Annotated in this window: 1 protein-coding gene; it reads right to left on the bottom strand. The window is 41.7% G+C overall.

Annotation, left to right across the window (positions count from 1 at the left end):
• The coding region (locus C1E99_RS13920; protein ID WP_269088957.1) for a helicase-related protein at positions 1-309 on the bottom strand (309 nt) is incomplete at both ends.

Raw genomic sequence — 309 nt, 5'->3', positions numbered from 1 at the left:
TGTCATCTCTGTCATAATCTTCATGCGTTCCTTACCAGACTCTGTTCTAGGATTAGCAACTAACACTGCATAAGACTGCTTATGACCACGTCCCACACGCCCTCTCAACTGATGTAATTGGCTTAAACCAAAACGATCTGCATCCATAATAACCATCACCGTTGCATTGGGCACATTGACTCCGACTTCAATAACAGTGGTAGAAACCAAAATATTCGTTTTTCGCTCCTTAAAAGCCTGCATGATGGCATCTTTCTCGTCATTTTTCATCTTACCGTGTAACAAATCCACTGTAACTTGCTCTCCAAA

The organism is Streptococcus suis, from assembly GCF_002964045.1.
Taxonomy (GTDB): Bacteria; Bacillota; Bacilli; order Lactobacillales; family Streptococcaceae; genus Streptococcus; species Streptococcus suis_U.
The sequence above is the reverse complement of the archived record's forward strand: the minus strand, read 5'-3'. Positions and strand labels throughout refer to the sequence as shown.